The following is a 12,306-nucleotide window of genomic DNA, read 5'->3' on the forward strand; positions in this document are numbered from 1 at the left end:
TCAATTGTTTCCGGAATCACACGTTGCAGATATCTCCCGCGCCATTCCGCTCGATCCTGATCATTCAGACGAAGTTCATCGGCGATATCGTTCTCGCCTCGACGCTCGCCAGGAACCTGCAACTCGAATTCCCCGATGCCAGGATCGTGTTTCTCTGCGAAGCGCACTTCAAAAGCTTCGTGATCGCGCATGGCATGGCTTCCGAGGTGGTTACGTTCCGGCGCTCCCGGATCCGCGGCACCCCGCTGGAGCGCGCAAAAGAACTCTATGCCGTGGTGCGGGCGCTGCGCCGCTTCCGTTTCGACCTGACGATCGACGTGACCGATTCAAAGACCTCGCGCATTGTCAGTGGGCTGGTCAACGCAAAGACCCGCGTCGGCTATAATCCTCCCGAGAGGCCTCTGAAGCTGCTGGAGCGTCAGCCCGCCAATCTGTTTGCCAAGCCGTATGGGTTTGGCGGCCATCATTTCGTCTTTCGCTATCTCTCGCCGCTTGAAGCGCTTGGCGTCGATCTGCGCGTCACCGTGCCAAGCCTTCAGCCATCGCCGTTAGAGACGGCGAAAGCACAGGCGCTTCTGGGCATGCATCATCTGCGGCCGAATGCCTTTGTCGCCGTGCATGCCGGCGCGAGCTTCAAGGGCCGGCAATGGCAGCCGGAGCGATTTGCCGAGGCGATTAACGAAATTGCAGCCGGTACCGGACTGGGTGTCGTCCTGGTGGGAGGGCCGGACGAAAGCGAGATCGCCGGACGGATCCTCGCCAGGACGGCGACGCCGATGGTCGACCTTGTCGGGACGCTGTCGCTCGAGAGCCTGTTGGCCGTTCTGAAACAAGCGCGGCTGTTTCTTGGCAACGAGAGCGGCCCTATGCATATGGCTGCCGCCGTGGGCACGCCGGTCGTCGGGCTTTTTGGTCTGACGAATCCGTCGCGCTGGGGACCGGTCGGCGTGCCCAGCATCGCGCTTCGGCCGTCGACGCCATGTGACTGCGTGGCCAAGGATCTGTGCCGCTGGCCCGATCCCAGCAGGGTTTGCTGCGTTTGGCGCCTGGAGGTGAACCCGGTCGTCGATGCGGTGCGCGAGGTGCTCGCGCGCACCGAGATGAAGCGCGAGCGCGCCGTCTGATGCATGTCGTCCAAAATGGCTCCGGTTTTTTGGGGAGAACGGCATGCATGAAAAGAAAGCTTACAGCGCGTTGCCCGATCCGTTTCGGGCCGCCGCGCTTTAACGGCGGCAAGGCCGCCGTCGAAGGGTTCGTTCACCGACCAGTCGGTCAAATTGCCGCGTCAGGCATCTTTCATCGTCCCGATTTCCGCCTTGATGCGGGCCTTGGGATAGCGGCTTGAAATCGCCTATCAGGAATTGGTTTGATGCATCTGCCGCAAAAACATCTCTGCATGATCGCAATGTCGCTGGCGGTGGTGTCCAGCGCTCACGCCGTGCCGCTGGTCGAGCCCACGCTGCATATAAAGCCTGCCGAAAGCGGGGCCGGCCGGGTCGCGCTGACGCTCGATGCCTGCGGCGGACAGACCGATACACGGATCCTTTCGGCGCTGGTGGAAAACAAGATTCCCGCCACCATTTTCGTCACCGGCATCTGGCTGAAGCGCAATGCCGCGGCCGTCGCGATCATGCGCGCGCATCCCGACCTGTTCGAACTCGAGAATCACGGCGGCCACCATATTCCGGCGGTCGACACGCCGCAGAAGATTTATGGCATCCGCAGCGCCGGCAGTCCCGAAGCGGTGCTGGCCGAAGTCGAATCGGGTGCCGCCGCATTGGCCAAGACGGGTGAGCCGGCTCCGAAATGGTTTCGGGGCGCAACGGCCGAGTACAGTCCCTCGGCCATCGCGATGATCCGCAAGCTTGGCTTCAAGATCGCCGGCTTCTCGATCAATGGCGATGGCGGCTCATTGCTGGGTGCCAAGGAAACCGCCCGGCGCATCGCCGCGGCCAAGGACGGCGACGTCATCATCTCGCACATCAATCAGCCGACCCATGCCGCCGGCGAAGGCGTGGTGCAGGGCCTGTTGGCGCTCAAGGACAAGGGCATGACCTTCGTGCGTCTCGACGATGCCGATGGCATGGGCAACAACGGCACCACCGACTGAGGGTGCGTCGATATTGGGGTGGTGATCGGCCCGCCCTCAAATCTCAACGCACTCTGAGTGCCTTCAAGTCGAAGAGCTCAGCCAGGCCTGGCTTCGATGGTGACCTTGCTGGCGTAGAACGCCCCGTGATCGCGGATATCGCTCATTTCGTCGAACGGATGCCGATAGGCCCACATCGCGTCCTTGCCCGCCTCGCCGGCCGGCAGCACGCTCCAATAACTGGCATCACCCTTATAGGGACAATGGGTGGAGTGCTCCGTGCCGGTGAGTTTGTCGAAATCGATGTCGGCAAACGGAATGTAGAAGGCTGCGGGGTAGGGGGCCTCGGTCAGCACCTTGGCCCTCGTGGACGATGCGATGACCGTATCGCCGGCGCGGACGGTAACGGTGCCGGCATAGGGCTCGATGGTGATGACCTTGTCGGGATTGCGCTGGAAGCCGGGTGCCGGGTTGGCGATCTTATCCATGCTGGTTCTCCTTACCTGGCTCCCTAAAATGTGGCGGGCACAGCCATTGCGCAAGGTCCGTTCGCATCACGAAAACCGGCGCCAATCGCCGAGGCGTGGCGCTATAGCGCTTTCGAGTGTCAGCCGAGGATTCAGGCGGCGGTTCTGAATGCGTCCATCAGTCCGGCATAGGCGGCTGCGATGCCCGCCACCGGGTTGCTGCTTCTCGAAACGGTCTCGACCTTCAGTGAGCCGCCGCCGGTCGGCAGGGTGAGCAGCAGGAACTGGCGATTGCCGCCGTCGCCGACGGATGCCGCCGCGACATGCTGGCCTTCGCCTCCGCTCTCGACGCACATCTTGAACAGCAGCGTGCCGCCGACCGCTTCGAGCGCGCCGCCGACAACTTCAACAAATTCGTCCTCGGAAACAGTCTTTTCGTCCGGCACCAAATCGGCCAAGCTTTCGGCAAGTGTGCTCTCCAGAGCCTTGTCCTCGAGTTGCGCGTCCATGCGAACCTCTTTCAGTCGCCAATCGCACCCCGTTGCCCGTTAACGAAACTTAACGCCGACGATGGCCGGATTGTGGCGGATTTCCCGGTGATTTGGGGGGAGGAGACTGCCGTCACGGCGGTGATTTGGACCCTCCTGCCATTCCCGTGGCACGAGGGATCAGCAGGCCCAAATCCAAAACATGTCGGAATTCAACCGTTTGCCGTTACGGCACGGACTCCGAAATTCGTTGGCCGCGCAAGCGGGCGACTGGACAATCCGCCGGTTCGCTTCACAATGCGCCAAAGCTACGACGCAAAATGCGCGAGGGAGGAGGAACGGGATGCTGGGGCTGATGCAGGAATGGCCGCTGATGTGCCACAAGCTGATCGACAACGCCGAACGGCAACATGGGGTGCGCGAGATCGTGTCGCGCTCGATCGAGGGACCGATCGTGCGCACCACCTATGCCGACATCCACCGTCGTTCCCTCAAGGTTGCCCAGCGGCTGGAACGCGACGGGTACGGGATGGGCGACCGCATCGCCACGCTGGCCTGGAACACCGCGCGCCACATCGAGGCCTGGTATGGCATCATGGGCGTTGGCGCGATCTATCATACGCTCAATCCGCGCCTGTTTCCCGAGCAGATCGTCTGGATCATGAACCATGCCGAGGACAAGGCCGTCTTCGTCGATCTCACCTTCGTGCCGTTGCTCGAAAAGATCGCCAGTGCCGTCAAATCGCTGAAACAGGTGATCGTGCTGACCGACGAGGCGCACATGCCGCAAACCACCTTGCCCAATGCCGTCGCCTACGAGGACTGGCTTGACGGGGTCGATGGCGATTTCGCCTGGAAGACCTTCGACGAAGGCACTGCAGCCGGCATGTGCTATACATCGGGCACGACAGGCGATCCCAAAGGAGTCGTCTACAGCCACCGCTCGAACGTGCTGCACGCCATGATTGCCGCCATGCCCGACGCGATGGGTCTGTCGGCGCGCGACACGATCCTGCCGGTGGTGCCGATGTTCCACGCCAATGCCTGGGGCCTTGGCCAGAGCGCACCGATGATCGGCGCCAAGCTGGTCATGCCCGGCTGCAAGATGGACGGCGCCTCGATCTACGAGTTGCTCGACACCGAGAAGGTGACCTTCAGCGCCGCCGTGCCGACCGTCTGGATGATGCTGCTGCAATATCTGGAGCAGACCGGCAAGACGCTTCCTCATCTGAACAAGGTCGTCATCGGCGGCTCGTCCTGCCCGCGTGCGATCATGACGAAATTCCAGGACAATTATGGGGTCCAGGTCATCCATGCCTGGGGCATGACCGAAATGTCGCCGCTAGGAACGCTATGCACCCTGAAGCCCGAATATGCCGGCCTCGAGGGGGAGGCCCGGCTCGACGTCCAGGGCAAACAGGGCTACCCGCCCTTCGGCGTCGAGATGAAGGTGACCGATGACGACAACAAGGCGCAACCGTGGGACGGCAGGACATTTGGCCGGCTGAAGGTGCGCGGCCCGGCGGTTGCCCGCGCTTACTATGGCGGTGTGGGCGCCGAGCAGTTCGACGAGGACGGCTGGTTCGATACCGGAGACGTCGCCCACATCGATGCCGGTGGCTACATGCAGATCACCGATCGCGCCAAGGACGTCATCAAGTCCGGCGGCGAGTGGATTTCGACCATCGACCTCGAGAATCTGGCTGTCGGTCACCCGGATGTGGCGGAAGCGGCGGCCATCGGCGTCCACCATTCGAAATGGGGCGAGCGGCCGTTGCTGGTCGTCGTCGCCAAGCCCGGCAAGGAGCCGACCAAGGCTGGTATTCTCGACTTCATGGACGGCAAGGTGGCCAAGTGGTGGATGCCCGACGATGTCGCTTTCGTCGGCGAGATACCGCATACCGCCACCGGCAAGATCCAGAAGATCACCTTGCGCCAGCAGTTCAAGGACTACCGCTTGCCGACGGATTGACGGGGATGTTGCATGTTTCGGCTTCAAGCCGTCGCGAAAAGGCACTAGACCTCGGTCCGGGTTGGGGCAGCGCAGAAAACAATGGTTAGCATTCCCGAACGGCAAACGTCGAAGGCGGCCGGCTGGTCGCGGCGCACGGCCGCATTTTCGGCGGTGCTGTTGCTGACCGACTATGTCGGCCATCGCTTCGGTCTTGTCGAAACGCCGGTGTTCCTGTGGGTGCTGGGCATTGTCGCGCTGCTGGCGGCGCTGGCGCTGTTGTTCGCCGCCTTTGCCTTTTCGAGGCTGTGGAATTTCGGTGATCGCGGCGGCCGCGACCTGACCGTCGGCGTCGTGCTGGCCCTGTTGGTGCTGATCCCCTTCGGCGTTGCCGCCTACTGGGCGACGATCTATCCGCCGCTCAGGGACATCTCGACCGACCTCGAGGAACCGCCGGCGCTCGACATCAGCGACCGGACGAAGGACATGAACGTGCTCTCCCCGCCGACGCCGGGCGAACAGCGGCTGCAGACCGACAGCTATCCGCTTGTCACCGCGCGCAGCTACGACCTGCCCTTCGAGACCATCGTCAACGCCGTTGAAACCGTGCTCGACCGGCGCGGCTGGGACCTTTCCCAGCCATACCCCGACCTCGCCGGGCAGAGCGACGTGACCATCACCGCAGTTGCCTCGAGCTTCGTGCTCGGCCTTCCCGCCGACGTGGCGATCCGCGTGACGGATGACGGGGACACGATCATCGTCGACATGCGGTCGGCGTCGCGTTATGGCCGCTACGACCTTGGCGACAATGCCGCGCGCGTCACCGATTTCCTGGCGGAACTCGATCAGGAAGTCGCCGGCCAGGTCGGTGCGGCTCCAGCCGAATAGTCGGTTTCCTCCGGATATGCGTTTGCGTCCGGGGAAGCCGATCAGGCAGGCGCGAAAATGCCGTCGATGGCGGGGGCGGCGTCTGTCGACACCATGCCGCGCGCCACCAGGTCCTCGAGATGGGCAAGCACCGATAGCCCGGCAGCGCCGTGCAGCCGCGGATCGGTATCACTGTAGATCGCCTTGACCATGTCGGGGATCGTCCGGTCACCGGTCCTGACCCGCTCCAGTATGGCTCGTTCGCGCATCTTGCGATGCGTCTTCAGCCCGCGCATGAAGTTGCGCGGCTCCGTCACTGGTCCGCCATGGCCAGGCAGCAGCAGGCGATCGCCGCGCTCGATCAGCCGGTCCAGCGACGCCATGTAATCGGCCATTGCCCCGTCCGGCGGCGCGACGATGGACGTCGCCCATGCCATGACATGATCGGCCGAGAACAGGATGCCGGTTCCTTCGAGCGCGAATGCCGCGTGATTGGCGGTGTGGCCGGGGGTCAGAACCGTCCGGATCGCCCAGCCGTCGCCGGCGACCAACGCCCCGTCCGGCAGCGCGATATCCGGAACGAAAGCGGTGTCGGCGCTGGCATCTAGCGCATTGGTTTCGCCGGTGTGCAGCGGCCTTGCCGGCCGATGCGGGCCCTCCGCCAGCACGGCGGCGCCGGTGCGCTCTTTCAGCCGCGTCGCCAGCGGCGAATGGTCACGATGCGTATGGCTGACGAAGATATGGCTGACCGGCCTGCCGGCGATCACGTCGAGCAAGGTCCGCAGATGCGCCTCGTCATCCGGCCCGGGGTCGATGACCGCAAGCGTGTCGCGCCCGATGATGTAGGAGTTTGTGCCGTGAAAGGTAAACGGGCTCGGATTTCGGGCCGTGACGCGCCGCACGTCGGCTGCCACGTCTATCCCGTAACCATAGCCGGGATCGAAACTGGTATCGAATTTGAGAGCCATGTCTTTTCGAACGACGTCTTTCGAACCATGTCGGGCACATTATTCCCTGGAACAATGTAGGCACTTTGTTCCAGGAACGGCAAAACCGATTGCCGCATAGCACGCAAGCCAATATAGGAAAACGCTGAGACCGCGATTGTTGGATCGCGACAAATCGGATTGGGGAAGACCATGGCAACTGCAACGACGATGCGCCCGCTTGTTTCTCTGGCTCTGCCGCAAGAAGGCGCGGCGCGACTGGCAACGCAGTTTCTCCTGGCGATTGCCGGAACGCTGCTGCTGACGCTGTCCGCCAAGACCAGGGTGGTGCTGGGTCCGGTCGATATCTCGATGCAGACGCTCGCCGTATTCCTGATCGCCGCCGCCTTCGGCATGCGTCTCGGCGTTGCCACCCTGCTGCTTTATATGGCGGAGGGCGCGATGGGCTTCCCGGTCTTCCAGGGCACGCCGGAGAAGGGTATCGGCATTGCCTATATGGTCGGGCCGACCGGCGGCTATCTCGCTGGCTTCGTCGTCATGGCCGCTATTGTCGGCTGGGCCGCCGATCGCGGCTGGGATCGCCATCCGATCAAGCTTGTCAATGCGATGCTGGTTGCCGAAGTCGTGATGATGGCAATGGGCTTCGCCTGGCTGGCCGTGCTCATCGGTCCGGAGAAGTCCTGGCAGTTCGGCGTCGTGCCGTTCATCGTCGGCGACCTGATCAAGGTTGCGCTCGCGGCGAGTCTGGTGCCGGCCGTCTGGTCGCTGCTGAAGCGCTCCTGAGTTCCCTCAGCAAGCCGGTATACCGTAGACGTCAGGGGTCCACTCCCGGAGACGGTCGTTTCTGATGAAGGTTCTGGTCACCGGCGTCGCCGGCTTCATAGGCTATCATGTCGCCAGGCGGCTCCTGGAGCGCGGCGACGAGGTCGTCGGCGTCGACAGCATCAACGACTATTATGATCCGCGCCTCAAGCGGGCGCGGCTGCGGCTTCTGGCCGAGGCGAGCCGAAGCACCAATGCCGGCTATCATTTCATCCAAGGCAATCTCGCCGACAGGACCGTGGTTGACGGCTGCTTTGCCGACCACACCTTCGACCGGGTAATCCATCTCGCCGCCCAGGCCGGGGTGCGCTACAGCCTGGAAAATCCGCGCGCCTATGTCGAAAGCAACATCGTCGCTTTCACCAACATGCTCGAGGCCTGCCGCCACAGCCGTGTCGGGCACCTGACCTATGCCAGCACCTCGAGCGTTTACGGCGCCAACACCGACATGCCGTTTTCCGAACATCGCCCGGCCGACCACCCGCTGCAGTTCTACGCCGCGACCAAGCGCGCCAACGAGCTGATGGCGCACAGCTACAGCCACCTGTTCGGGCTGCCGACCACTGGTCTGCGCTTTTTCACCGTATACGGTCCCTGGGGCCGTCCCGACATGGCGCTGTTCCTGTTCACCAGGAGCATCTTGGCCGGCGAGCCGGTCAAGCTGTTCAACAACGGCAATCACACGCGCGACTTCACCTATGTCGAGGACATTGCCGAAGGCGTGGTCCGCGCCAGCGACAGCCCCGCCGCGCCCAACCTTGCCTGGGATTCCGGCCATCCGGACCCGGCGACGAGCAGCGCGCCCTGGCGCATCTTCAACATCGGCAACAACAACCCGGTGAAGCTGGCCGCCTATGTCGAGGCGCTGGAAAACGCGCTTGGCCGCAAGGCCGTCGTCGAACTCTTGCCGCTGCAGGCAGGCGACGTGCCCGACACCTTCGCCGACACCTCCGCACTTCAACAGGCCGTCGGCTACCGCCCCGGCACGTCCGTTTCCGAGGGGGTAGGGCGGTTCGTGGAATGGTATCTGGCGTATTTTGGACGGGAATAGCGGGGTCGCTCTTTGCACGAAATAGTCCGCCCGTTTGCGGGACGCCGCATTGACAAGCCATTGCATGAAACCTAAGCACAGGCACTCAAGGCCGGGGGGCTTTGGCATGTCGAGGAGAGCTTCTTGAAAGGAATTATCCTTGCTGGAGGCAGTGGAACGCGTCTTTATCCACTAACGTTAGCAGTCTCTAAGCAGATCCTCCCGATCTACGACAAGCCGATGATCTATTATCCGCTGAGCGTGCTGATGCTCGCGGGGATCCGCGAAATTTTGATTATTTCGACGCCGCGTGATCTGCCGGCTTTCCGGGAGTTGCTGGGCGACGGATCGGAGTTCGGTCTGGCGCTGTCCTACGCCGAGCAGCCTCAGCCCAATGGCCTCGCGGAAGCCTTCATCATTGGCCGGGATTTCATCGGCAAGGACAGCGTCTCGATGATCCTGGGCGACAACATCTATTTTGGCGACGGGCTGTCGCAGCTTTGCCGCACCGCGGCATCGCGTGAGATGGGTGCTTCGGTGTTCGCCTACCATGTCGAGGATCCCGAACGCTATGGCGTGGTGTCCTTCGACAAGGCCACCGGAACCGCGCTGACGATCGAGGAGAAGCCACAGAAGCCGAAGTCCAACTGGGCTGTCACGGGTCTTTATTTCTACGACAATCAGGTCGTCGACATCGCCCCGATGATCCGGCCCTCGGCACGTGGCGAACTCGAGATCACGGCGGTCAACAACGTCTATCTCGAGCGTGGCCTGCTCCATGTTCACCGGTTGGGGCGTGGCTACGCGTGGCTCGACACCGGCACGCATGACAGCCTGCATGAAGCCTCTTCCTTCGTGCGCACCATCGAGCACCGCCAGGGCATCAAGGTCGCCTGTCCGGAGGAAATCGCCTTCGAACAGGGCTGGCTGACGGCGGACAAGGTGCTGGAGCGCGCGAGCCGCCTGGGAAAGAACGAATACGCGGCCTATCTGCGCCGGCGTGTCGCCGATCTTTCGGAGGGGTAGATGCTGGAGGTGAGATCGCTTGGCATCGACGGGGTGCTGGAAATCGTTCCGAAGCGGCATGGCGATGCGCGCGGCTTCTTCATGGAAACCTACAATGCCGAGCGCTTTGCGCAGGCCGGCATCGACCTCGTGTTCGTGCAGGACAACCATTCCTATTCCGCCGCGGCGGGCGTGCTGCGCGGGTTGCACTATCAGCTTGCACCGCGCGCCCAGGACAAGCTGTTGCGCGTCATCCGTGGCAGCGTCTTGGACATAGCGGTCGATATTCGCCGGGGTTCGAAAACCTTTGGAAAATGGGTCGCTCTCGAAGTATCGGCTGAAAAGGGCAACCAGATTCTGGTGCCGAAGGGCTTTGCGCATGGCTTCGTGACGCTCGTGCCTGACACCGAGGTCCTGTATAAGGTGACCGACACTTATTCGCCCGAGCATGACCGCTCGATCCGTTTCGATGATCCGGCCATCGGCATAGAATGGCCGTCGCTGGCGAGCGGGTTCCAGCTTTCGGACAAGGATCTCAAGGCGCCGCTGCTCGCCGCCGCCGAGGTGTTTGCCTGATGTTGCCAAAGGTGCGTGAGGACAGCAGCATGAATTTTCTGGTGACGGGCGGTGCCGGCTTCATCGGTTCGGCGGTGTGCCGGCATCTGTGCGCCAATCCGGCCTACCGGGTGACCAATCTCGACAAGCTGACCTATGCGGGCAACCTGGCCTCGCTGCGGCCGATCGAGAATGCCCACAATTACAGCTTCGCCCATGCCGACATCTGTGACGAGCGGGCGGTGCTGGACATTTTGCGCCGCAACGATATCGACATCGTCATGAACCTCGCCGCCGAGAGCCATGTCGACCGCTCGATCGACGGACCTGGCGCCTTCATCGAGACCAACATCGTCGGCACCTACAAGATGCTCAATGCCGCGCTGGAATACTGGCGTGGCCTTTCCGACGAGAGGAAAAGCCGCTTCCGCTTCCATCACGTCTCGACCGACGAGGTGTTCGGCGACTTGCCTTTCGACGGCGGCATGTTCGTCGAGGAGACCCCTTACGCGCCGTCGTCGCCCTATTCGGCCTCGAAGGCGGCCTCGGACCATCTCGTGCGTGCCTGGCACGAGACCTATGGCCTGCCGGTGGTGCTTTCCAACTGTTCGAACAATTACGGCCCCTATCATTTCCCCGAGAAGCTGATCCCGCTCGTCATCCTCAACGCGCTCGATGAAAAGCCGCTGCCTGTCTACGGCGCCGGCGCCAATGTGCGCGACTGGCTGTTCGTCGAGGATCACGCCCGGGCCCTGGAGCTCATTGCCACCAAGGGCACGCCGGGCGAGAGCTACAATGTCGGCGGCAATTCGGAACGCACGAACCTCGCCGTCGTCGAGACGATCTGCGACCTGCTCGACATCAGGCGTCCCCGCGCCGATGGCAAGCGATATCGCGACCTGATCGCCTTCGTCACCGACCGGCCCGGGCACGACCGCCGCTATGCCATCGACGCCTCCAAGATCGGCCGCGAGCTCGGCTGGACGCCAAGCGAGAATTTCGACAGCGGCCTGGCGCGGACGGTGGACTGGTTCCTGGACAACAAATGGTGGTGGGGGCCGATCCGCGAACAGCGCTATGCCGGCGAAAGGCTGGGCGAGGCGCGCAAGGAGGTCGTGTGAGGCTCGTTGTCACCGGACGCGACGGCCAGGTCGCGGCAAGCCTGCTGGAGGCTGGCCAGAGCCGCGCCGGCGTGGAAGTCATCGCCATCGGCCGGCCGGAGTTCGACCTGGCAAGACCCGATACCGTCTTTGACGCCATCTCGGCGGCCAAGCCGGATGTCGTCGTATCGGCCGCCGCCTACACCGCCGTGGATCAGGCCGAGGACGAGCCCGATCTGGCCTTTGCGGTCAACGCGGCCGGCGCCGGCAAGGTGGCCGAAGCGGCAGCACGGCTCGGCGTTCCCGTCATCCATCTTTCGACCGACTATGTCTTCGACGGCAGCGCTCCCGGCGCCTATGTCGAGACCGATGCGACCGCGCCCCTCGGCGTCTACGGCGCCTCCAAGCTCGCCGGCGAACAGGCGGTGGCCGCCGCCAATCCGCGCCACCTGATCTTGCGCACCGCCTGGGTCTACAGCCCGTTCGGCCGGAATTTCGTGAAAACCATGCTGCGGCTGGCCGCCGACCGCGACGAGGTCTCGGTGGTGGCCGATCAATGGGGAAACCCGACCTCGGCGCTTGATATCGCTGACGCGATCCTGCATGCGGCGGCCATGCTGCACCGCAACAAGGATATCGCTGTGTTCGGCACCTATCATCTGGCCGGCACGGGCGAGACCAACTGGAGCGGCTTTGCCCGTCATATACTGGACACAAGCCTGGCGTTTGGTGGTCCTTGGGCGCGGGTCCGGGACATTGCCACGATGGACTATCCCACCAAGGCACGCCGCCCCGCCAATTCCAGGCTATCGAGCGCGAAGTTTGCCTCCACCTTCGGATGGACGGCGCCGCACTGGCGGCAATCGACGGAAGCGGTGGTGAAGTATCTTGCCGGCGGTGGCGCGGAGGGCGCGGTATGACCGCAGCTACGAAGGGGCGGAAGAGCCAGGCTCGTAAAACACAGTCCGGGTTGTACGCCGAACCA

Annotated in this window: 14 protein-coding genes; 11 read left to right on the forward strand and 3 right to left on the reverse strand. The window is 63.1% G+C overall.

All coding sequences use genetic code 11. The features are described from left to right. The first annotated feature begins 23 nt into the window (after window positions 1-23). From LB577_RS13775 to LB577_RS13785, 3 genes are read left to right on the forward strand one after another with little or no spacing between them, the layout of a single operon-like run. A complete protein-coding gene (locus LB577_RS13775) occupies window positions 24-1,124 on the forward strand; it encodes a glycosyltransferase family 9 protein (RefSeq protein ID WP_224687094.1) in 1,101 nt (366 codons plus the stop codon). A gap of 47 nt (window positions 1,125-1,171) precedes the next feature. Beyond that, window positions 1,172-1,345 carry a hypothetical protein gene (locus LB577_RS13780; protein ID WP_224687095.1) on the forward strand — a complete coding sequence of 58 codons (174 nt, stop codon included), beginning with the start codon at window positions 1,172-1,174 and terminating at the stop codon, window positions 1,343-1,345. Between the two features lie 24 nt (window positions 1,346-1,369). Continuing rightward, window positions 1,370-2,110: a polysaccharide deacetylase family protein gene (locus LB577_RS13785; RefSeq protein WP_023764458.1), complete on the forward strand. Its 741-nt coding sequence runs from the start codon at window positions 1,370-1,372 to the stop codon at window positions 2,108-2,110. 77 nt (window positions 2,111-2,187) lie between these two features. Here LB577_RS13785 and LB577_RS13790 read toward each other — a convergent pair whose 3' ends face one another. Beyond that, window positions 2,188-2,577, reverse strand: a complete 390-nt coding sequence (locus LB577_RS13790; RefSeq protein ID WP_224687096.1) for a DUF427 domain-containing protein — start codon at window positions 2,575-2,577, stop codon at window positions 2,188-2,190. Between the two features lie 131 nt (window positions 2,578-2,708). Then, complete coding sequence (locus LB577_RS13795) at window positions 2,709-3,065, reverse strand: hypothetical protein (RefSeq protein WP_013896531.1); 357 nt, start codon at window positions 3,063-3,065, stop codon at window positions 2,709-2,711. A gap of 322 nt (window positions 3,066-3,387) precedes the next feature. Here LB577_RS13795 and LB577_RS13800 point away from each other — a divergent pair, with 322 nt between their 5' ends. Beyond that, window positions 3,388-5,016: a fatty-acid--CoA ligase gene (locus LB577_RS13800; RefSeq protein ID WP_224687097.1), complete on the forward strand. Its 1,629-nt coding sequence runs from the start codon at window positions 3,388-3,390 to the stop codon at window positions 5,014-5,016. A gap of 81 nt (window positions 5,017-5,097) precedes the next feature. Next, the gene (locus LB577_RS13805; protein WP_023764455.1) at window positions 5,098-5,883 is read left to right on the forward strand and encodes a DUF1499 domain-containing protein; all 786 of its coding nucleotides are present in this window, start codon (window positions 5,098-5,100) and stop codon (window positions 5,881-5,883) included. A 41-nt stretch (window positions 5,884-5,924) separates the two neighbouring features. Here LB577_RS13805 and LB577_RS13810 read toward each other — a convergent pair whose 3' ends face one another. After that, entirely contained in the window at window positions 5,925-6,830 is a 906-nt protein-coding gene (locus LB577_RS13810; RefSeq protein ID WP_023764454.1) for an MBL fold metallo-hydrolase, read from the reverse strand. 171 nt (window positions 6,831-7,001) lie between these two features. On the opposite strand from LB577_RS13810, the gene LB577_RS13815 reads away from it, so the two are divergent. From LB577_RS13815 to rfbD, 6 genes are all read left to right on the forward strand, one after another. Further along, window positions 7,002-7,592 (forward strand): biotin transporter BioY, encoded by a 591-nt coding sequence (locus tag LB577_RS13815; RefSeq protein WP_023764453.1) that lies wholly within the window; start codon window positions 7,002-7,004, stop codon window positions 7,590-7,592. Between the two features lie 64 nt (window positions 7,593-7,656). Then, window positions 7,657-8,682, forward strand: coding sequence for an NAD-dependent epimerase (locus tag LB577_RS13820; protein WP_023764452.1), 1,026 nt, complete (start codon window positions 7,657-7,659; stop codon window positions 8,680-8,682). 123 nt (window positions 8,683-8,805) lie between these two features. Further along, a complete protein-coding gene (gene rfbA, locus LB577_RS13825) occupies window positions 8,806-9,687 on the forward strand; it encodes a glucose-1-phosphate thymidylyltransferase RfbA (RefSeq protein WP_224687098.1) in 882 nt (293 codons plus the stop codon). Then, window positions 9,688-10,242 (forward strand): dTDP-4-dehydrorhamnose 3,5-epimerase, encoded by a 555-nt coding sequence (gene rfbC / locus LB577_RS13830; protein ID WP_224687099.1) that lies wholly within the window; start codon window positions 9,688-9,690, stop codon window positions 10,240-10,242. Window positions 10,243-10,271: 29 nt separating this feature from the next. Next, complete coding sequence (rfbB, locus tag LB577_RS13835) at window positions 10,272-11,342, forward strand: dTDP-glucose 4,6-dehydratase (protein ID WP_224687100.1); 1,071 nt, start codon at window positions 10,272-10,274, stop codon at window positions 11,340-11,342. Then, the gene (gene rfbD, locus LB577_RS13840) at window positions 11,339-12,241 is read left to right on the forward strand and encodes a dTDP-4-dehydrorhamnose reductase (RefSeq protein WP_224687101.1); all 903 of its coding nucleotides are present in this window, start codon (window positions 11,339-11,341) and stop codon (window positions 12,239-12,241) included. Before rfbB ends, rfbD begins: the two co-directional genes overlap by 4 nt. Window positions 12,242-12,306: the final 65 nt, after the last annotated feature.

Source organism: Mesorhizobium sp. B283B1A, assembly GCF_020165735.1.
Taxonomy (GTDB): domain Bacteria; phylum Pseudomonadota; class Alphaproteobacteria; order Rhizobiales; family Rhizobiaceae; genus Mesorhizobium; species Mesorhizobium opportunistum.

What these genes read in the sequence shown, in the direction of transcription:
- LB577_RS13810 (WP_023764454.1), bottom strand. Translation starts at nt 6,830, where the DNA reads ATGGCTCTCAAATTCGATACCAGTTTCGATCCCGGCTATGGTTACGGG.
- LB577_RS13805 (WP_023764455.1), top strand. Translation starts at nt 5,098, where the DNA reads ATGGTTAGCATTCCCGAACGGCAAACGTCGAAGGCGGCCGGCTGGTCG.
- rfbC (WP_224687099.1), top strand. Translation starts at nt 9,688, where the DNA reads ATGCTGGAGGTGAGATCGCTTGGCATCGACGGGGTGCTGGAAATCGTT.
- LB577_RS13780 (WP_224687095.1), top strand. Translation starts at nt 1,172, where the DNA reads ATGAAAAGAAAGCTTACAGCGCGTTGCCCGATCCGTTTCGGGCCGCCG.
- LB577_RS13785 (WP_023764458.1), top strand. Translation starts at nt 1,370, where the DNA reads ATGCATCTGCCGCAAAAACATCTCTGCATGATCGCAATGTCGCTGGCG.
- LB577_RS13820 (WP_023764452.1), top strand. Translation starts at nt 7,657, where the DNA reads ATGAAGGTTCTGGTCACCGGCGTCGCCGGCTTCATAGGCTATCATGTC.
- LB577_RS13815 (WP_023764453.1), top strand. Translation starts at nt 7,002, where the DNA reads ATGGCAACTGCAACGACGATGCGCCCGCTTGTTTCTCTGGCTCTGCCG.
- LB577_RS13790 (WP_224687096.1), bottom strand. Translation starts at nt 2,577, where the DNA reads ATGGATAAGATCGCCAACCCGGCACCCGGCTTCCAGCGCAATCCCGAC.
- rfbB (WP_224687100.1), top strand. Translation starts at nt 10,272, where the DNA reads ATGAATTTTCTGGTGACGGGCGGTGCCGGCTTCATCGGTTCGGCGGTG.
- LB577_RS13795 (WP_013896531.1), bottom strand. Translation starts at nt 3,065, where the DNA reads ATGGACGCGCAACTCGAGGACAAGGCTCTGGAGAGCACACTTGCCGAA.
- LB577_RS13800 (WP_224687097.1), top strand. Translation starts at nt 3,388, where the DNA reads ATGCTGGGGCTGATGCAGGAATGGCCGCTGATGTGCCACAAGCTGATC.